The sequence below is a fragment of the Pseudomonas sp. MF6394 genome (assembly GCF_002018845.1).
In the GTDB taxonomy this organism is placed as follows: domain Bacteria; phylum Pseudomonadota; class Gammaproteobacteria; order Pseudomonadales; family Pseudomonadaceae; genus Aquipseudomonas; species Aquipseudomonas lactis.
Genome location: NZ_MVOJ01000016.1, coordinates 118033 through 137544, shown reverse-complemented (window position 1 = coordinate 137544; position 19512 = coordinate 118033). Strand labels below are relative to the sequence as shown.

At 60.5% G+C, this 19512-nt stretch carries 17 protein-coding genes; 13 read left to right on the top strand and 4 right to left on the bottom strand.

The features are described from left to right. Nucleotides 1-9: 9 nt before the first annotated feature. From MF6394_RS18040 to MF6394_RS18020, 4 genes are all read right to left on the bottom strand, one after another. Nucleotides 10-651 (bottom strand): type II toxin-antitoxin system HipA family toxin, encoded by a 642-nt coding sequence (locus MF6394_RS18040; protein WP_238597302.1) that lies wholly within the window; start codon nucleotides 649-651, stop codon nucleotides 10-12. Beyond that, nucleotides 651-1010, bottom strand: coding sequence for a helix-turn-helix domain-containing protein (locus MF6394_RS18035; protein WP_078467198.1), 360 nt, complete (start codon nucleotides 1008-1010; stop codon nucleotides 651-653). Before MF6394_RS18035 ends, MF6394_RS18040 begins: the two co-directional genes overlap by 1 nt. A 204-nt stretch (nucleotides 1011-1214) precedes the next feature. Then, the gene (locus MF6394_RS18025) at nucleotides 1215-1919 is read right to left on the bottom strand and encodes a DUF3142 domain-containing protein (RefSeq protein ID WP_047712284.1); all 705 of its coding nucleotides are present in this window, start codon (nucleotides 1917-1919) and stop codon (nucleotides 1215-1217) included. Next, complete coding sequence (locus MF6394_RS18020) at nucleotides 1916-4078, bottom strand: outer membrane assembly lipoprotein YfiO (protein ID WP_078467196.1); 2163 nt, start codon at nucleotides 4076-4078, stop codon at nucleotides 1916-1918. Before MF6394_RS18020 ends, MF6394_RS18025 begins: the two co-directional genes overlap by 4 nt. A gap of 180 nt (nucleotides 4079-4258) precedes the next feature. Between MF6394_RS18020 and MF6394_RS18015 the strand changes: the two genes are divergently transcribed. From MF6394_RS18015 to pgaA, 13 genes are all read left to right on the top strand, one after another. Next, entirely contained in the window at nucleotides 4259-5839 is a 1581-nt protein-coding gene (locus MF6394_RS18015; protein ID WP_069557438.1) for a glycosyltransferase family 39 protein, read from the top strand. 32 nt (nucleotides 5840-5871) lie between these two features. Beyond that, nucleotides 5872-6117 carry a DUF2789 domain-containing protein gene (locus MF6394_RS18010; RefSeq protein WP_078467195.1) on the top strand — a complete coding sequence of 82 codons (246 nt, stop codon included), beginning with the start codon at nucleotides 5872-5874 and terminating at the stop codon, nucleotides 6115-6117. 101 nt (nucleotides 6118-6218) lie between these two features. Next, entirely contained in the window at nucleotides 6219-7691 is a 1473-nt protein-coding gene (locus MF6394_RS18005; RefSeq protein ID WP_078467194.1) for a Fic family protein, read from the top strand. A gap of 125 nt (nucleotides 7692-7816) precedes the next feature. Then, nucleotides 7817-8491 (top strand): hypothetical protein, encoded by a 675-nt coding sequence (locus MF6394_RS33890; RefSeq protein ID WP_139129475.1) that lies wholly within the window; start codon nucleotides 7817-7819, stop codon nucleotides 8489-8491. After that, a complete protein-coding gene (locus MF6394_RS18000; RefSeq protein WP_003187464.1) occupies nucleotides 8488-8904 on the top strand; it encodes a hypothetical protein in 417 nt (138 codons plus the stop codon). The genes MF6394_RS33890 and MF6394_RS18000 overlap by 4 nt, the downstream gene beginning before the upstream one ends. Nucleotides 8905-9200: 296 nt before the next feature. Further along, the gene (locus MF6394_RS17995) at nucleotides 9201-9620 is read left to right on the top strand and encodes a MarR family winged helix-turn-helix transcriptional regulator (protein WP_034125424.1); all 420 of its coding nucleotides are present in this window, start codon (nucleotides 9201-9203) and stop codon (nucleotides 9618-9620) included. Beyond that, on the top strand, nucleotides 9617-11695 hold the full coding sequence (locus MF6394_RS17990; protein WP_069557437.1) for an FUSC family protein: 2079 nt from the start codon (nucleotides 9617-9619) through the stop codon (nucleotides 11693-11695). The genes MF6394_RS17995 and MF6394_RS17990 overlap by 4 nt, the downstream gene beginning before the upstream one ends. Next, nucleotides 11692-11901, top strand: a complete 210-nt coding sequence (locus tag MF6394_RS17985; RefSeq protein ID WP_003187469.1) for a DUF1656 domain-containing protein — start codon at nucleotides 11692-11694, stop codon at nucleotides 11899-11901. The genes MF6394_RS17990 and MF6394_RS17985 overlap by 4 nt, the downstream gene beginning before the upstream one ends. After that, complete coding sequence (locus MF6394_RS17980) at nucleotides 11898-12788, top strand: efflux RND transporter periplasmic adaptor subunit (RefSeq protein WP_032894228.1); 891 nt, start codon at nucleotides 11898-11900, stop codon at nucleotides 12786-12788. The genes MF6394_RS17985 and MF6394_RS17980 overlap by 4 nt, the downstream gene beginning before the upstream one ends. Then, nucleotides 12785-14227: an efflux transporter outer membrane subunit gene (locus MF6394_RS17975; protein WP_078467193.1), complete on the top strand. Its 1443-nt coding sequence runs from the start codon at nucleotides 12785-12787 to the stop codon at nucleotides 14225-14227. The genes MF6394_RS17980 and MF6394_RS17975 overlap by 4 nt, the downstream gene beginning before the upstream one ends. 81 nt (nucleotides 14228-14308) lie before the next feature. Further along, the gene (locus MF6394_RS17970) at nucleotides 14309-14941 is read left to right on the top strand and encodes a hypothetical protein (protein WP_019819550.1); all 633 of its coding nucleotides are present in this window, start codon (nucleotides 14309-14311) and stop codon (nucleotides 14939-14941) included. Between the two features lie 252 nt (nucleotides 14942-15193). Beyond that, nucleotides 15194-16690, top strand: a complete 1497-nt coding sequence (locus MF6394_RS17965) for a YdgA family protein (protein ID WP_047712291.1) — start codon at nucleotides 15194-15196, stop codon at nucleotides 16688-16690. 334 nt (nucleotides 16691-17024) lie between these two features. Further along, entirely contained in the window at nucleotides 17025-19505 is a 2481-nt protein-coding gene (gene pgaA / locus MF6394_RS17955; RefSeq protein WP_078467191.1) for a poly-beta-1,6 N-acetyl-D-glucosamine export porin PgaA, read from the top strand. Nucleotides 19506-19512 lie beyond the last annotated feature (7 nt).

Here is a 19512-nt window from a genome sequence, read left to right as displayed (position 1 = left end):
GTTGCCGCCCTACACCAGGTCCGCTGCAAATCGTGTACACACATTGGAAAGCATGCGTACCTCGGCACCGCTACAGCCTGCCGCTTCGAAAAAGCCGGAGGCTTCTCGCACGACGGCATATATATCCGTGACGATGGACCTTGCTTCATCCGCCCCCAACCCAAAGCGTTCAGGCGTACTCAGCAAATTACTGACAGACGATACCCGGCCTTCATTGCCGATGATGAGCGCCTGCAAGCCTAGTTGGGTAGGGTGGGGCAACACGTCAAATACTGGCGCAAGGGAATAACCCGAGGCGCTGGTCAGCAGCAGCCCGGTTTGTTTCAGGTGGTCGTCGCTATTGCCGATGAGCACATTGAAAGCCATACGCTTGTACAGCTCACGCATATCCAACGTTGCATCATCGCTGACCTTCTTCAAAACGTCGGCGATTCTGGAATATGAAACGGCACCGTCAGCCGCATCAACCCGCATTCTCGGCTTCTCAGTGCTTACCAACGAGTTGCAGCTGACATAGTGCTCGCGGCCAGCGCCTTCATGTCGGTCAAAACGCTCGACCATCAACACCGGTTTGCCGGCGACCTCTACCAACTTGTGCCCGGCTGCGGGTAGACCTGCTGCATCCGCCTTGAGCTGAAAAAACAAAGGCATTACCAATCGGCTTCCAGGACATCGGGTTCTCCTTCAGTACGAATTCGCTCTGGCTCACGGGCGAGGCTCATGGTAATCCCAACCTGGTCAAGCTCTGGTGACGCGATGCTCGCCATACCTTCTTCCAGGTCCATCGCGCTCAGCACGTTCATCAGCACGCCGAGGGATACGCCGGCCTCGCCCTGTCTCAGCCGCTGATACGTCTGCCGTGTAATGCCCGCGCGGCTGCATATGGTCGAGATTTTCAATCGGCGACGAATGCGGGCTATTTCGATACCGTTCCCGATACCTCTCATCAGCTCAGCGCTTCTCTCTGAGATGTACCCTTTGTGGGGGTAGGGCTTGGCTGTATCTTGCATGATATATCACTCGTTAAAGCGGTAAAGGTAACTTATATCATCCAAAACTCTAAGGCTACCTGCAAAAACCGGCTCGATGATAAGGCTTTTTGTAGGCGCGAGCTTGCTCGCGAAAAACTCACAGGCGCCGCGTTCAATCAGGAAACACGCGTTATCGTTGACGTTTTTCGCGAGCAAGCTCGCTCCTACAGGTGTTACCAAACTTCAAAGATTCTGCAAAAACACCACATACCCCCGAAACCACTCATTGCCCCGCAGATAACCCGGCTCTTGCCACTCTCCGCCCTGAATCAAGCCAATCTTGAACGGCACCCCCAACCGATTCATCCGCGGCAAATACGCGGCGTAATCCGGGATGCTGTGACGCCCTTGATAGGTCTGCACCACCACTTCATCCACCACGCCCTTGAGCTGGGCGATGGCGGCCGGGTCGGCGTTGCTGCTCCAGTCCATCAGGCCGGTGATGCTCAGGCGCAGGTCGGCGGGCAGGCGTTGGCGCAGGTCGCGCAGGAAGTCGGCGTATTCGTGCAGGTATTGGGTGCGAGCATCGAAGTCGATCTGGATACCGATCACTGGGTTGCCGGCGTCTCGCCAGCGTTGCACCTGGCCCAGCACCTGGGTGTAGACCCGTTCCGGCCAGCGCAGGGTGTGGGCGCGGTACACCACCCAGACGTGGCCTTGGGTAAGGCGCGGCACGCTCATGCCTTGGGCGATCAGTTGTACGCCGCGCTGGGGCGCGCGGCGGGTGGCGTTGATCTGGCCTTGCAGGATGTACAGGGTTTTTGCCTGCTTGATCACTGGCTGGGGTGTGACCCCGCTCCACAGCCAGAAGGCGTCGTAGTCGCCCGCGTTAACGGCGCCAAAGGCCGGGCTTGCCAGCAAGAGCAAGCCTAGCCACAGCGGCTTCACCAGTAGTACTGCAGCGATTTGCCCCACTGGGTATCGGCAAAACCGCTCTTGAGTTGGCGGAACCAGGCTTTGCGCACCGCCGGCGCCACGTCTTCGCCGCCGCAGCTGTTGTAACCGGCCGGCGCGTAGCAATTGATGGCGCGGAACAGCGCATAAGCCTTGTCGGTTTTCGGCGCCTTGGCGTTGGCGATCACCTGTTTGTAGCCGTCCAGGCGCGAGAAGGTTTCACCCTTGAAGTCCGAGGCGGTGCTGCCCAGGCTGCCGGCGGCGCGGGGTTGTTCCAGGGGCATGCCGTCCAGGCCATTGCGCAGGATGAACTCGCCGAAGCAGTTCAAGGCGTGCGGGTTTTTGGCCTCGTCCTGCAAGGTCGCGGCGGTTTGCGCGATGCTTGGGCAGGCGTAGCCGGATTCGGCCTTGTCGCCATTCCACTGGAACAGCTTCAAGGTCTGGCCGCTGGTATAGGTGTAGCCCAGGCTGGTGCCGAGTTTGTCGTCAGAGAGCGAGGCCTGCTTGAGGTCATCGGCGAAGGTGGCGTATTGGCCGCGCAGCAGGTCTTTGTAGAGCAGCACGAATTGCGCACTCTGGCGCTCGGTCGGGTCGCTGGCGTTGGCGATCTGCTGGCGCAGCAGGTCGGGGCCGGCGACGTTGCGCAGCAGGATGTAGCGCACTTGCTTGGCGCTGATCGGCGAGTCGGCGGCGAACACCTTGGCCAATTGGCCGCTGCGCTCGTAATTCATGGCCAGGGCCAGCTCCAGTTGGTCGCGTTGCAGCGGTTGCTTGGCCAGCGGTAGCAGTTGCAACCACAGGGCTTCGGCGCCTTTCCAGTCCTGCTTGGCTTCCAGGGCCAGGGCGCGCAGGGTCTGTTGGCTGAAGGCGAAGTAATCCAGGCTCGACGGCACATCCGCCGGCAGGTGTTTCAAGGCCGCGTCGGGTTGGTGTTCGACGTACAGGGCGTAGCTGGCTTGCAGGAAGTCAAACAGCGCTGGCTCATTGGCGAAGGTACCCTTTTGCTTATCCAGGTCTTCGCGGCTCAACAGCGGCGGGGTGTGGGCGCGCATCGCCATCAGGTCGCTGACCACTTGCAGCATCGGGCTGTTCGCCGCTTTGTTGCCGACCATCAGTAACTTGAGGTCGGCCTCTTCCACCAGTTCGTCCACGCTCACATTGCGCTGGGCGTCGGTGGCCTCGGTAAATTGCCAGGTGAAGTCTTCGGCAAGCTTGGCGTCGTCGTTCGCCAACCAATGCACGCGGCGCAACAGGCCACGGGCGGACGCAACGTAATCGCCCTGTGGATAATGTTTCAGGTAACTGAGAAAACCTTCTTCGGCATCGCTCAAGGCCGACTTATCCACATGCTCGCGTTGCGGCATGCCGTATTCGTCGAAGGCTTCGGCCTGGGCCTGATTCAGTGAAGTACGCGCAGTCATGTACAGCGCCGTTTCCTTCAGCCATGGCACATCGCTGGTGGAGGCAGCGGCGAACCCGCGCTCGGCGTAATCGAAGCGCCCGCTGTAGAAATCGCCGGCGGCCTGCAAATAGGTACGAAACAACTGAGCATTGGCCGACGGGGTCAGTTGCGCGTCCACCACCTGGCGGCTCCAGTCACAGGTGGTCAGCAACTGCAGTCGTGCTTTGACCAACACATCGCGCTCGGCGGGCGGCATCTGGGCTTTGATCACCTGGCTGATAAACGCTGTGGCGCTGTCATCGTCATTGCTGCGGCAACGGCTGCCTTCGCCATTCAGGAAGGCCTGGCCTGCGGTCGTGTACTCCTCGCGCTTGATACCCAGGGGCTGGAGCAGGGTGTCGAGTTCGGCTGTGCGTGAATCGTCAGCCTTGTTATCCGGCTCCTCAGCCGTGGCCGGAACCGGCACCAGGCGATACACCGGAAACGGCACCGGGCCGAAGCCTTGCGCCAAGTCGTCTTCGCCCAAGGCATTGGGGGCCAGGGGCGCGGCTTTTTTGTCGGCCAGCAACAGGCGCAGGTTCACCCGGCTGTCGTTGCCAGGGCTGAGAAACGGTTGGTTGCTGCACGGCTCGTAGCCGTCACGCGATACCCTCCAGTCGGGGTAGCACGAGTCGTCAGAACTGGCCTGGGCCGGTAGGGAAAAACCGGCCAGCAGGGCCAGGGCCAGAGGTGACAGCAAACCGATACGCATAACGTTTCCTTGATCCTGAGTCCTTGGAGAAGGGGCAATAATAGCCTGATCCGACGAGCGCTTCGGTGAAGGCCTACACAAATTGCTGATTTGTCCGATTCCAGCGGCGAGGCCAGGGCTTTTGGCCTAGAGTGGCGGTGTTTGCGCATAGGCAAGCAGGGTCATGCTGGGGGAATTGAGGTGCGTCGGTCTGTGGTAGAGCAAAACGAAAAAGTGGGAGCATTGCCGACCGTCCATCGCTTGAGCTGGGAAGGTGCCGGCTGGCTCAGCCGCCTGTGGTGGGTGCCGATCCTGGCGCTGGCCATGGCCCTGCGGTTTTACCACCTCACCTCGGCGGCGATCTGGGGCGACGAAGGTTCCAGCCTGTTGCTCAGCGAATACGCCCTGGCCGACCTGTGGTTTCACGCGGCCCATGATGTGCACCCACCGCTGTACTTCTTGCTGCTGCGCGGTTGGATCGAGGTGTTCGGCGACAGCATCGGCTCGATTCGCAGCCTGAGTGCGATCCCCGGCGTGGCCGTCGTGGGCCTGGGCATCTGGCTGACACGGCAACTGTCCACCCGACGCGCAGCCGTGCTGGCGGGGATCCTGCTGGCTCTACTGCCCACGGCGGTGCGCTACAGCCAGGAAGTGCGTATGTATTCGCTGCTCGGCGTGTGGCTGCTGGGCGCCACGCTGGCGCTGGTGTACTGGGTGAGGCAGCCCGAACGCACGCGCTATTTGGCCGTGTATGTGCTGTTGATGAGCGCCGGGTTCTATACCCACTACTTCACCGCGCTGTGCGTGCTGGTGCATTGGGTGTACCTGGGGTTGCAGGCGCCAGGTCAGCGCTTGATCACCCGGCCTGCCTGGTGGGCGGCCAACGTGGCGATAGTGTTGTTGTATCTGCCCTGGCTGCCCAGCCTGCTGGATTTGGTGCAGCACGTCGAACAGCTCAAAGTCGGCGGCGACATTGGTTGGGAAGAGCCGGTCAACCTGCTGTCCCTGCCGTCGATGGTCTGGCAGTTCCTGCTGCAGGATGACGGTCTCGGCCTGTGGCCGCCGCTGTTCTGGCTGTTCCCCCTGCTGCTGGCCGTGGTGGTTGTACTGGCGGCCTGGCGCAACCCCGCGGCGCGCCTGCCGGCACTGTTTTGCCTGCTGCCGCTGCTGCTGGTCTATGGCGTGTCTTTTATCTCGCCGGTGTTTATCGAGCGCTACCTCACGGTGTATGCGTTGGGCCTACCGATTGTCCTGGCGCTTGCCATCGACCGTTTGCCGTCCCGTTTGTCCTGGCTGGGCGTGGCGCTGTTCGCGCTGTTTGCGGGCGTAGAACTGCTGGGGTTGAAGAACAATTTTGAAGTGGATGAACACGACCAGTTCAACGTGCCGGTGGAGTTCGTCAATCGCAACTACCAGGAAGGCGACCGCATCATCCTCAGCGACATGATGTGGTACCTCAGCTACGTGTATTACGACCAGACCGACGCCCAACTGCAGCTCTTCACACCGCCCAAACCCGACGGCACCGCGACCCGCCCGAATGCTTATGGCTTCGGCACGTTGGTGGACCAGGACGGTGGCCGCATCTATCTGGACCGCCTCTCAGCACTGCCTGCTCAAACGCGGCGCGCATGGTTGATCAGCAGCAACGAAGCCCCGGATGAATTCGCGCCACTGCCCAACGGCTGGCGCGAACTCAGTCGCCAGGACGGCGGTGGCGCCAGGGCGCGGCTGTTCGTGCTATGCAACGCACCGGCGCCGCAACCTGAAGGCTGCCGCTAGACTCACTTGAACCTACTTATGAGGAGCCTTTCATGGAATCGCCACTGCACAGCGTGCCGGCTTTGTTCAAACAGCTTGGCTTGCCGGACGACCCGGTCAGTATCGAGCAATTTGTCGCCTCTCATTCGCCGCTGAAGCCGGAGTTGAAACTGGCGGATGCGTTTTTTTGGAGCGACGCCCAGAAGGCATTTTTGCGTGAAGAGATTCTGGACGATGCGGACTGGGCGGTGGTGGTGGATGAGTTGAATCTGATGTTGCGGGGTGGGCGAGGGGTGTAAAAAAATATGCAAAGAAATGCGAGTATGTAAAAAAAAATGGTGAGCGGTAAAAAAAACTGGGCTTTAATCGCTTAAGTGAATTTTTTCTGGAAAAGCTCGCCATGCCAACAGTCGGATACGCTCATCTGTGTGAGGCGCTGGATCTAAAGCTTATCGCACCGTTGCGGGCCGCGATGATCAAGCCGGTGACCAGGATTACCCTCATTGGTGACTGTCTGGCGGTGCCCCATTCGGTGGCGCCTGCCCAACATGCACTGTTTGAGCATGTGCTGTTTGCGCTTAAGCATGAAGGCGTGAACCTGGCGATACTTGCCCAGGTGTTTGAACAGCTTGGCCCAGAACCGTTTTTGGAGGCGCTGGCCGACTCGCCCAACGGTGCATTTATCCGAAAAGCCTGTTTTCTGTGGGAAGGCTTTACCGGGAAAATGCTGGATCACACCCTTCCTGTTCGTGGTCGCGTGGTTCCCTTGTTCGATCCCCAGCGCTATGTCACCGGCCCGAGCATTCGCAACAGTCGTTGGCGAGTGGATTTCAACGGTTTGGGCTCTTTGCATTATTGCGCCACCGTTGAGCGAACGCCTGAGCTGGAAGCGTTGTTGGCGCTTGATGTATTGGCTCGCGCCAAATCCTTCATGGCCACCCTCCCACCCGAAATGATGGACCGCGCCATCCAATGGGCGTACCTGCACGAAACCCGTGATTCATTTGCCATCGAAAAAGAACAACCCAGCGAAGAAAAATCCCGCCGCTTCGTTCAACTCCTGCGCCAGGCCCACGAAGGCCGTTTGCTCACCGAGGACTACTTGGTCGAGCTGCAAAACAGCACCGTCTCCAACCCCTTCGACAAAGCCGTTGCCTTTCGCCACGAACAGAACCATCTGCACAATGGGCTGCGCGGCGCAGCCGGTGTGAGCTACGTACCGCCAGCCCCCGCGCTTTGCCAGGAATTGATGGAAGAGCTGATGGCCTTCGCCAACCAGCCCGTGCGAGACGTCGATCCTTTAGTGGCGGCCGCGGTCACCGCTTTTGGTTTCGTCTTCCTGCACCCGTTCATGGACGGTAATGGGCGCCTGTCTCGCTTCCTGATTCACCAGACGCTCTGCCACTACGGCGCACTGGAAAATGGCTTGCTGCTACCGGTCTCCGTCGCCATGAAGCACGAGGAACAAGCCTATCTGGAGGCACTCAAGACCTTCTCCCAGCCGACTCGGGAATTCTGGAACGTCACCTGGCTAGACGCCGACTACATGGCGTTCGACTTCATCGGCCACCCCTCGATCTATCGCTACTGGGATGCGACCCGTTGCGTCGAATTCACCCTGCAAATGGCCCGCCGCGCACTGGAAGTGGAATTGCGTGAAGAAACCGAATTCCTCGACCGCTACGACCGTGTGATCAAAGCGGTGAACCAACGCTACGATGTGCGCGGCAGCGATCTGTCAAAGCTGGTGATGATGTGCCTGGATAACGGTGGGAAGCTTTCCAAGCATCGGCGTAAGCAGTTTCAGTACAGCGTGGCGGAGGAGGTGTTTGGGTTTATTGAGGAGGAGAGCTTGAGGTTGATGGGCGAGTAAGAGGTGATCCAGACACTTCGCGAAAAGATGGGAAATGTCCTATTTCTCTAGGTGAAACGGACTATAGCCGCCGCAGACGGTTTTCCTTATCAAAGGGATATCTCCTATTGATGAGTGGGTGCGACATGCAAAAGCTAATTCCGCGCGGAAAACTACAGAGTTTTGATCCTTCGACTATTGAACTCATAAGTCCTTTTTCTGCGACGTCAATTGTTGAATTTCATCTTCCGTTTACTTCTGGTTTGCTTGGGTTATCTGAGCTTATTAAAGAGTGTGATGTAGGTTTAAATTCATGTGTAAATTGGAAAGGACGAAAAAAGATACTTAACAAGATTAAAAGCGGAGAGTGGTTGCTTGTTTCAGAACGGACGGGGGCTTTGAATGACTTGCATGCACAGCGATGTATTCCAAGTGGATTCTCTTCTGGCCGGTTTGAAAGCGAGGAGGAGGTAGGGCCGGGAAAATGGGCTTTTTTCAGCATTGACTATGACGCAGTGAAGAACACCGCAATTATAGCTGCCAACCGTTTAGGGTCTATGGGTGACCAAGGTCGAGTATTTGGTTCTGACGGTAAAGATTTAGCAAATACGACCAGAACACTTATCCAGCAATGGGTACCACTGAATGATTTCGAGGAGCACCGCATCGCCGACTCTGCCATACGTCGATATGGCGAGCTTCGGCATACTCCGCAACGGTTTCTGGAGGGCGAGGACAAGTGGCAGATTGGCGGGAAATCATGGCACTGGCAGCCAGTCACACCAGATGAGGCGTATGAAAAAAAAGAGGGTGCAAAATGAGCCGTCGCAGAATTTGGCTGTTTTGGGGAGCGATGGATGCGATTTATCTCATTTGGTATGCGTCCAATAGTTTTTTAAACAATAGAATTCCGTATCTAAGTGATGTGATAAGCGCTTCAAATGTTTTGCGAGCGCACGGTGATGTGCAAATAGTTATGTTTGTGGGGGCGTTGGTTTTACAGGCCTCAATTTTTGCATCCTGCGCGATGTTTTTTCTTCAGAAAAAATCAGTCGTGTGGCTTGTCTTTTTTCAAACCCCCTTACGACTTGTGCTCGTCATTCCCTCCGTTTCGCTCCTGTTGATTGGCGCTCGAGTTTTGCCGCAGTACAACGTCCTGGCAATGGCTGGATTGATCGGTGCGTCGGAGATTTTAAAAGTCTGGAGCGTGTGGCGATGGGGCAAAAAATGCTGACGCTGACCTAATGTGGGAGCGGGCTTGCCCGCGAAGGCGGCGTGTCAGTCACTGAATATTCAACTGAACCACCGCTTTCGCAGGCAAGCCAGCCCCCACATTTTGTTTGTCGTATGGCGAATATCAGCGATTTGCTGATGCCTACCCTAAAACCCGCTTTACTCAAGCCACATCCCACCACTCATCTGCGAAATTGTTTCAAAACTTGACGGCACACCCTTCCTCCACCATATTGATAGTTAGCAAACTAACTGTATGCGAACTATCCAGTGCCTCAATCCCTCGAACAACTCCAGATGAGCCTCAGCAGCAGCATGGTGGTGGGCGCCCGAAATTGGCGCAAAATCTGCCAGACCACGCTGGTCAGCTATGGCATCTCCGAAGCCTGCGCCGTGCCGTTGTTGATGATCGGTCGCTTGGGCGACGGGGTACACCAGGTCAAAGTAGCCCAGGCTTCCGGTATGGAAAGCCCATCACTGGTGCGCCTGCTCGACCGGCTGTGCGGTGACGGCTACGTCTGCCGCACCGAAGACATCCACGACCGCCGCGCCAAGGCCCTGAGCCTTACCGAGCGTGGCCGTGAGTTGGTGCAGGCGGTGGAGGCGCAACTGGTGCGCCTGCGCAAAGACGTGTTGGCAGATATCGCCCCTGACGATCTGCAAGCCGCACTGCGCGTACTGCGCGCCTTCGAAGCGGCTGAGGCTGTGTCGCCTTGAACGGATTTTTTACCGGCTTCCCGCCTGCCCGCGACTGGTTCTACGGGGTGCGTACCTTCGCCGCGTCGATGATCGCGCTGTACATCGCCATGCTCATGCAAATGCCGCGTCCGTACTGGGCGATGGCCACGGTGTATATCGTCTCCAGCCCGTTTGTCGGCCCTACCAGTTCCAAAGCCCTGTACCGCGCCATCGGCACCTTGATGGGCGCGGCGGCGGCGGTGCTGTTTGTGCCGATGTTCGTGCAGTCACCCTACATTCTGGTGGTGGTGATTGCGCTGTGGACCGGCACTTTGCTGTTCTTGTCCATGCACCTGCGCACCGCGAATAACTACGCCCTGATGCTGGCCGGCTACACCTTGCCGCTGATTGCCCTGCCGGTGGTGGATAACCCCTTGGCCGTCTGGGATGTAGCGGAGGCGCGTACCGAAGAAATCTTCCTCGGCATTGCGGTCGCGGCGGTGGTGGGCGCGATGTTCTGGCCCCGGCGCCTGATGCCGGTGTTCGATGGCTCGGTGGCCAAGTGGTTCAGCGACGCCCAGGTCTACAGCCAGCGCTTTCTCAGCCGTAAGGTCGACCCCGAAGAAGTCAGCAACCTGCGCGGCGGCATGGTTGCCACTTTCAATACCCTCGAATTGATGATCGGCCAACTGCCCCACGAAGGCGCGCGCCCGCAGACAGTACGCAACACCAAGGAACTGCGCGGGCGCATGATTCACCTGCTGCCGGTGATCGACGCATTGGATGATGCGGTGTACGCCATTGAGCACCGTGCGCCGGAGTTTCTCGATCAGCTCACGCCGCTGTTGGAAGAGGCCAATGCCTGGCTGCAAAGCACCACCGAACAAGCGCCCCTGGATCGCTGGCGCGTGCTGCGTGACCAGATCGACGCCGCCCAACCCCAAGGCGAAGCGCTGGATGACCGCCACACCTTGCTGTTCTCCAACGCCCTGTACCGCCTGGGCGAATGGGTAGACCTGTGGCAAGACTGCCGCAGCCTGCAAGCCGCCATCCAATGCGAAAGCCAGGACACCTGGCGCGCCGTCTACCGCCACTGGCGCCTGGGCCGGCTCACGCCATTCCTCGACCGTGGGCTGATGTTCTACTCGGCGTTTTCCACCGTCACCGCAATCATCGTCGCCTCGGTATTGTGGATTCTGTTGGGCTGGACCGACGGCGGCAGCGCCGTCATCCTCGCCGCCGTGGCGTGCAGCTTCTTCGCCTCGATGGACGACCCGGCACCGCAGATCTATCGGTTCTTTTTCTGGACCGCCATGTCGGTGCTGTTCGCCAGCCTGTATCTGTTTCTGGTACTGCCCAACCTGCATGACTTCCCCATGCTGGTGCTGGCCTTCGCCGTGCCCTTTATCTGCATCGGCACCCTCACCGTGCAGCCACGCTTCTATCTGGGCATGTTGCTGACGCTGGTGAACACGTCATCCTTCATCAGCATCCAGGGCGCCTATGACGCGGACTTTCTCAACTTCGCCAACGTCAACCTGGCCGGGCCCGTGGGCCTGCTGTTCGCCTTTGTGTGGACGCTGATCGCCCGACCCTTCGGCGCTGAACTGGCGGCCAAGCGCCTCACCCGTTTCAGCTGGCGTGACATCGTCAGCCTCACCGAGCCCGCCACCCTGGCCGAGCATCGGCACATGGCCGCACAAATGCTCGACCGCCTGATGCAGCACCTGCCGCGCCTGGCCCTCACCGGCCAGGACACCGGCATCGCCCTGCGCGACCTGCGCGTGGCGCTGAACCTGCTCGACTTGCTGGCCTACTCGCCGCGCATCCTCGGTGTGCCACGGGTGTTGCTCAACCAGGTGGTGGAAGGCGTGGGCGGTTACTTCAAGGCCTGCCTGAAGGCGGGTGAACGCTTGCCCGCGCCCAGCGGTCTGCTGATGACCCTGGACCGCACGCGCCGTGCCCTCAACGGCCAGGGCCTGCAAGACGAAGACGACACGCGCCTGCATCTGCTGCACGCCTTGGCCGGCCTGCGCCTGGCGCTGTTGCCCGGTGTGGAGTTCATTGGCGGTACAGAGATGCAAGCGCCGTTACCTGATGGAGCGCCTTTATGATCGGTGACCTGGATATCAGCGGGGTGTTCCTGCCCACGCTGCTGGTGCTGATGGGCATTACTTATGTGTTGTTTCTGGTGGTGCACGGGCTGTTGACGCGCATGCACTTCTATCGCCTGGTCTGGCACCGGGCATTGTTCAATGTGGGGCTCTACGCGCTGTTGCTGGGCGCTGTGGACTCACTCAGTCGATATTTGATGACATGAAAAAACCTTTTTTGACTATCGGCCGTGTCGTCCTGACGTTGTTGGTCGTGAGTTTCGCGGTCGTCGTTGTGTGGCGCATGGTCATGTATTACATGTTTGCGCCCTGGACCCGTGACGGCCACATCCGTGCCGACATCGTGCAGATCGCTCCGGACGTGTCCGGGCTGATCCAACGCGTGGACGTGCGCGACAACCAGTTGGTGACCAAGGGCCAGGTGCTCTTCGCCGTTGACCAGGACCGCTTCAAGCTGGCCCTGCGCCAAGCCCAGGCCGCCGTGGCCGACCGCCAGGAAACCCTGGCCCAGGCCCAGCGCGAGTACAAGCGTAACCGTGGCCTGGGCAACCTGGTGCCCAGCGAGCAACTGGAAGAAAGCCAGTCCCGCGTCGCCCGCGCCCAATCGGCCCTGGCCGAAGCGCAAGTGACGGTGGACTCCGCCCAACTCAACCTCGACCGCTCGGTGATTCGCAGCCCCGTGGACGGCTACGTCAACGACCGCGCACCGCGTACCCAGGAATTCGTCACCGCCGGGCGCCCGGTGCTGTCGGTGGTGGACAGCAATTCTTTCCATATCGACGGTTACTTCGAAGAGACCAAACTCGACGGCATCCACGTCGGCATGGGCGTGGACATACGGGTGATCGGCGACAATGCGCGCCTGCATGGCCACGTGCAGAGCATCGTCGCCGGTATCGAAGACCGCGACCGCAGCAGCGGCTCCAACCTGCTGCCCAACGTCAACCCGGCGTTCAGCTGGGTGCGCCTGGCCCAGCGGATCCCGGTGCGTATCGCCTTTGATGACGTGCCGGCGGACTTTCGCATGATCGCCGGGCGCACCGCGACGGTGTCGATTATCGACGACAAGGTTAAAGACGGGGACAAACCATGAAGCGGCTTCTGGCAACCGCTTCCCTGGGGTTGTTGCTGTCGGCCTGCCAAGTGGTGGGGCCCGATTACAAACTGCCGGAACAGGCCGCCGTCAACCGTGGCGACCTGCAAGGGCCGATCATGGGCGAGGGCAGCAACGTCGTCTCGGCACCGGTGCCGGCCGATTGGTGGAAGCTGTACAAAGACCCGCGCCTGGACGAACTGGTACGTCAGGCCATGGCCTCCAACACCGACCTGCGCGTGGCCGCCGCCAACCTGCAGCGCTCGCGTTACCAGGTGCAGCAGGCTGAATCCGCTGGCGGCTGGAGTGCCGGCGTCAAGGCCGAGGCCCAGCGCTTGCAGGAGTCTGGCGAGGCCTTCTTGCTGCCGGACAAAGTCCCGGTCGGCAATATCGGTAGCGTCGGGATTACCACGTCTTATCAATTCGATCTGTTCGGCACCTTGCAGCGTGGCATCGAAAGCGCCCAGGCCAGCGCCGACGCCACCCAGGCTGCGGCGGATATCGCCCGCATTACGCTGGTGGCCGATGTGGTGCGCTCGTATACCCAGGTGTGCGCGGCCAACGAAGAACTGGCAATTGCCAACGAGTCCCTCGACCTGCAAGCCCAGAGCACCAAACTGACCCAGCGCCTGCGCGATGCCGGGCGTGGCGATGAGACCCAGGTGACTCGCTCGCAAACCCAATACAAATCCCTGCGCGCCGACATCCCGCGCTATGAAGCTTCGCGTCAGGCGGCGCTGTTCCGGCTGTCGATGTTGCTGGCCAAACCTGTCGACCAACTGCCCGCCGGCACCGGTACCTGCGCTGAGCTGCCGCATATCGCTCAACTGCTGCCGGTAGGCGACGGCGCCACGCCGCTCAAGCGCCGCCCGGACGTGCGCCAGGCCGAACGCCAGTTGGCTGCCGCCACCGCACGCATCGGTGTGGCGACCGGCGCGTTGTACCCGGATATCAGCATCGGCGCCACGGTCGGCACCGTCGGCTTGCTGGAAAACCTCGGCACGCCTGCCACCAACCGCTGGGGCTTTGGCCCGATGATCAGCTGGACCGTACCGACCAACGGCGCCCGCGCCCGCGTGCATGAAGCCGAAGCCGCGACCCAGGGCGCGCTGGCCCACTTCGACGGCGTGGTGCTCAACGCCATCCGCGAAACCCAGACCGGCCTGGCCCAATACACCGCCGTGTTGCAACGCCGCGACGCCCTGGCCGACGCCGAACAGTCGGCCCGAGAAGCGGCAGGCCAGACCCACCGCTTCTTCCAGGCCGGCCGCGAATCCTTCCTGGCCGACCTGCAAGCCACTCGCACCTACACCGACATGCGTGCGCAACTGGCGGCCGCCAACACCCAGGTTGCCATGAGCCAGATCGACCTGTTCCTGGCCCTGGGCGGCGGTTGGGAAAGCGGACGAACGCAAGGGGAAAAACCCGGCAAACCGTGAGGTGATTGCTATGCTTTCTTGGGTGAGGCCCGCTGACGCCTCGCCCGACAAAGCTCGCGTTTGCTCATGGGGATTCCAAGAATGAAAAACCCTTATGCTCCCGCTTTCTGGTGCGTGCTCTTTGCACTGGTGTTGTTATCGGCCGCGTATTTTTACGGCGTCATGCTCGCCCATCAACTCGACAAGGCCATGGTGTTCTTAGACAGCGCCTGCCTGGTGATTGGCACCTTGTCCATCGGCGTGGTGGCCTGGGCGTCGTATCAAAACCAGCGGGTGAAGAAAAAACTCCTCGAACAGGGCAAGACCCGCGTGGCGATCTGGGACACCAAGGTCGCCCTGCGCCGTGTCGAAACCGTGTTCGATCGCTATTTCTGGGGCAGCTATTGGCAGCCGGGGCGCACGTTCCAGGAAGTCATGGGCGACCTCACCGGCACGCCGCTGGAAAAAAGCCTCGAAGTCCTGAAAAAACAATGTGTGCTGCTGGATCGGCAGGTTGCCGACGGTAGGCACTGGCTGGATAACGCGCGGGAATTGTCCGACGTGGCCACGCAAATGGCCCGCGAGCGCTACCAGCTGGATTTTTGCGACCCCAAGGCCGACACCCCCGGCAATGCCGTGATACACCGCGAGTTCGAGGTGCTGGTGTACACCTGGACCGCGCGCTTGAAGAGTTTTGATCACCAACTGGATGAAGTCGAACAAGAGTACTCCTGAACTCCTGCTGAACTGATCCCTCTGAAAGGCTGGGCCGTTTACGCCCGCCAGTGCTAATCTTCCCCAGCCTTTGGCCTCTCGGGCCACGACTGTAGGAGCGAGCTTGCTCGCGAAAGACGCCAACGATAACGCGCGCATTCTGAATGAACGCGGTGCCCATGCGTTGTTCGCGAGCAAGCTCGCTCCTACAGGAACCCCTATAGGGTTCAAGGAAGACAGCCCACTTCTCACAGGATTTGATCAGGTCACTTCATGAATAAGCCAGCCGTTGTTTTCTTGGGTTTTGTTGTCGCCGTCGGCGCCGTCAGTGCGGGCGGTGCCTGGTACACCGGTAAACAACTGGAGCCGGTCCTGCAAACCGCTATCCAGAGTGCCAATAAAGAACTGCAGACCTCCATGGCCGGCGTCGATGGCAGCGTGACCCTGGAGCTGGTGTCCCTGGACCGTGGCGTGTTCAGCAGCACCGCGCATTATCGCCTCAAGGGCCAAGGCAGCGTGTTCGGCGAAGACAACCCGAACCCTGAATTGCTGTTCGTCGACCATATCGAACACGGCCCGCTGCCGTTCTCGCGCCTGGTGACCCTCAAGTGGTTGCCGGTCATGGCCACCAGTCACTACGAACTGGAAAAGAACCCCACCACCGAAAAATGGTTCGCCGCCAGCAAAGACGTATCGCCGCTCAAAGGCGTGGCGAATATCGGCTATAGCCGTTCGGTCAGCGGCAACATCGAATTGCTGCCCCTGGAATTCAAAGAGGCCACCTCCTCGGTGAGCTTCTCCGGTGCCAACCTCAACTTCGACAGCAGCGCCGAAGGCCAGAAGGTCAAGGCCGAAGGCTTCATGAACAGCCTCAAGGTCGCTGCAGTGGACGCCGAAGGCGCACCGTTCGAAGCGGAACTGGCCGGCTTGACCGTGGCCAGCAACCTGGAAAAAACCACCTTCGGTTTCTACACCGGCCAGAACACCGTGGAGCTGACCGACACCAAGGTCACCTTCGGCCCGCAGAAAGCCGTGCTGACCCTCAAGGGTTTCGAGCAGAAAGACTCCAGCGAGACCAAGGACAACAACCTGGCTGGCCGCGTCGACTACAAGATCGACGAGATCGGCTACCAGGGCAAAGCAGTCGGTTCGGCCGCCATGGCCGTGAGCATGAAGAACGTCGACATCCCGGCGATGCTGGTGCTGACCAAGCTCTACCAGGACAAAATGCAACCGGTGCAAGCCGCCGCCGCTGCCGGTCAACCGGTGCCGGAGCTGCAAATGACCGAAGCCGAGCAAGCCCTGGCCGAAGCCAACGTCAACCAGGTGCTGGCCGCCAAGCCGCAACTGGCCGTCGAAAACCTGTCGCTCAAAACCACCCGTGGCGAAAGCAAGTTCAACCTGGTGGTGGACCTGACCAAGCCAACGTCCATGGAACTGCCGCCGGTTGAACTGGGCAAGCAAATGGTCTCGCTGCTGGATGCCAACCTCACCCTGTCCAAGCCGATGATCAGCGACGTGGCGGCCCTGCAAGCCCAGGTGGGCGGCGTGACCGACCCGCAAGCCATCGAACAGCAATCGCAGATGGCGGCCGAGATGGTCAGCAGCATGGCGGTTGGCACCCAAATGGCGACCCTGGTCGGCACCGACGTGGTTTCCAAGCTGCACTACGCCAACAACGAAGTGACCTTCAACGGCCAGAAGATGACCGTTGAGCAGTTCCTCAGCTTTGTGATGTCCAAAGCCGGTGCGGTCAGCGGCGCGCAATAAACCTGAAATGCAGTAAAAAATGTGTGCGGGCTTGTGTGGGAGCTGGCTTGCCTGCGATAGCATCGCCTCGGTCTGGCTGAATAACCGAGGTGCCTGCATCGCGGGCAAGCCCGGCTCCCACCCAAATCTTGCTCCCACATTTGTTTTTTGTGAGGGGCAAAACACCGCGCTCGCACAATTCTGAACAATTGTTCTGATTTGAGCTTTTCTGAACCGCGCTCGGTGATAGTGCATGCAGGAAAGCTAGGTCGGGTCACGAGACGCCGACACCCTGATGCGTTTCGCTCAGGATCACCTATCGTTAAGGCTTTCCGTGTGTAAGGAAGCTCACGATATGCTGCGAAACCACCCCTACAGTGCCTCCGGCCGGTTGCGTCTGCTTATCGGGGCCGCCCTGTGCAGCCAATTGCTGGTTCCAGGCCTTGCGTTTGCCGACCCAGCCTACGACGCCCTGATCATCCAGGCCCGCAACGGCCACTTCACGCCGGCGCTGACCCAACTGCGCCAACTCTCCGCCGAACGCCAGACCCCAGGCCAGGTCAGCGACCACCTGGTGATCGCCGGCTGGGCCGGGCAAGACGCTGAAGTGCTTCAGGTGTACGAGGCGCAAGGCAAACATCGCAACCTCACCACCCAGGCACTCGCCACGGTGGCGCGCACTTATCGCAATCAAAAGCAGTGGGCTCAGGCCGAAGCGGTCTATCGCCAGGCGTTGCTGCGTGAACCCAATAACGTCGACCTGCAACTGGGCCAGGCCCTCACCCAGGCCGATGGCGGCAAAGCCAACGAGGCGGTGCAACGCCTGCGTACGCTGGTGGCGGCCCAACCCAATGACCCCAACCGCCGCATGGCCCTGGGCTATGCGCTGACACGTGCCGGTTTGAACTACGACGCGCTGTTCGAATTTGACCAAGCCTTTATCCGCGCCGGTGACAAACCCGAAGTGGCCCGCGAATACATCGTCGCCCTGCAAAAGGCGCGGCTGCCGGAGCCGGCACTGCGTCTCTCAGCCAAGCGCCCGGGGTTGGTGGACGCCGTCACCCAGCGCCGCCTCGAAGGTGACCTTGCCGCCGAGCGTGTGCGCATGGCCGAGTTCGCCACGCGCAGCGAAAAGGAACGCTACGTTATCGCTGACCGTGCCCTGCAGGACTACGACAAACTGATCAGCCGCTGGGCCCCCGACGCCACAGCCAAGGACGATGTCATCCGCTGGCGCATCGACCGCCTGGGCGCGCTCAAGGCGCGAGCACGGCATGCCGAGGTGATCCGCGATTACCAAACCCTCACCAGCGAAGGGGTGCAACTGCCCACCTACGCCTTGCGTTGGGTCGCCGGCTCTTACCTGGAGCAGCGCCAGCCGGAAAAGGCCGAGCCGTTGTATCGCCAGGTACTCACCGCCCCCGACACCGACGCCAGCTATCGGGTCGATGACAGCACGGCGCTGTTCTACGCCTTGTTGGAAAGCGACAAGGTCGACGAGGCTCGCCAGGTCGCCAACAACCTGGCCAAGGAGCAAAACCCCCGCGTTGAACTCAAGGGCTTGCCCATTGGCAACCCCAATGACAACTGGATGGACGCCCAACAATTATCCGCCCAGGCCGGTACCTATGGTGGTGACCTGCCCGGCAGCGAAGCCAGCCTGGAAGCCCTGGTGGCCAAAGCACCGGGCAACGTGGGCCTGCGCCTGGCGCAGGCCGACATGTACCGGGCCCGCGACTGGCCGCGCCGCGCCGAAGGCACGCTCAAGGAAACCGAAACCCAGGCCCCCCGCGACATCGGCCTGGAAGTCTCCCAAGCCTATACCGCCATGGACTTGCAAGAGTGGCGGCAGATGGACACGCTCACCGACGACGTGCTCGCCCGCAACCCGGACAACCGTCAGGTGCAACGCTTGAGCCGCCTGCGCGATGTGCACGACATGGCCGAGCTGCGTGTCGAGGCCTACACCGGCAAAAGCTACGGTGGCGGCAATAACAACGACGCCGGCGCCGTCTCCGGCAGCCGAGACTGGGGCATCGAAAGCGTGATCTACACGCCGCCCATCGACGAAGACTGGCGCCTGTTCGCCGGCGCCGGCTATGCCACCGCCGACTTCCAGGAAGGCACTGGCCAACATCGCTGGCAGCGCGTGGGCGTGGAGCGTCGCACCCGTGACATGACCATCGAAGCCGAAGTGTCCAACCACTCCTATGGCGACGGCTCCAAGCAAGGCGCCAGCGTGTCGATTGCCCGCGACATCAACGACCACTGGCAATACGGCGGCAGCCTCGGCTATTTGCTCAGCACCACGCCGTTGCGGGCCTTGAATGACGGCGTCACAGCCAACGGCGGCAGCGGTTTTATCCGCTGGCGCGCCAACGAAAGCCGCGAGTGGAAGCTGACCCTCAGCCCGTCCCATTTTAGCGATGGCAACGACCGCTTCGAAGCCTTGCTCACCGGCCGCGAGGGCCTCTACAGCTCGCCCCATGTGCAAGTGGACCTGGGCCTGGAAGTGGGTGCCAGCCGCAACAGCAAGGAAGACACCGTGTACTTCAACCCGAAGTCGGACTTCACGGTGTTGCCCATGATCAACGTCAATCACGTGCTCTATCACCGCTACGAAACCCAGTGGAGTCAGCAGTTCCAAATCGGCGCGGGTACCTACAGCCAGCGTGACTATTCCACCGGCGGTATCGGCCTGATTGGCTACGGCCAACGCTATCGCTGGAACGACGTACTGGAAATGGGCGCCAACCTCAGCCTGATCAGCCGACCTTATGACGGTGATCGCGAACGCGATCTGCGCCTGCTCGTCGACCTCACTTACCGTTTCTAAAAGAGCC